Source organism: Elizabethkingia argenteiflava, from assembly GCF_009904105.1.
GTDB classification, from domain to species: Bacteria; Bacteroidota; Bacteroidia; order Flavobacteriales; family Weeksellaceae; genus Elizabethkingia; species Elizabethkingia argenteiflava.
The window spans coordinates 1-387 of the sequence record NZ_JAAABJ010000289.1; the positions used below are offsets into that span (position 1 = coordinate 1).

At 49.9% G+C, this 387-nt stretch carries 1 pseudogene; it reads left to right on the plus strand.

Annotated elements, in window-relative coordinates:
- A pseudogene (locus GNY06_RS02920) lies at positions 1-387 on the plus strand (threonine synthase); the annotation flags it as partial.

The window sequence follows — 387 nt, forward strand, 5'->3', positions numbered from 1 at the left end:
AAAAAATACAAAATTGGCACGGTCAACAGCATCAACTGGGCGCGTTTGTTGGCGCAGTTGTTTTATTACTTTGCAGGTTACTTTCAAGCGACGGGGTCGAACTCATCAAAGGTCAACTTCACCGTGCCTAGCGGCAATTTCGGTAACGTCTGCGCTGGCCATGTGGCGCGCATGATGGGTTTGCCGATTGATAAATTGGTTGTCGCTACCAATGAAAACGATGTGCTGGACGAGTTTTTCCGCACCGGTATCTACCGCGTGCGCGGCACGGCTGATACGCACGAAACTTCTAGCCCGTCTATGGACATCTCCAAGGCGTCGAACTTTGAGCGTTTTGTGTTTGATTTGCTGGGGCGAGATGGAGCTAAAACCAAAGATTTGTTCACC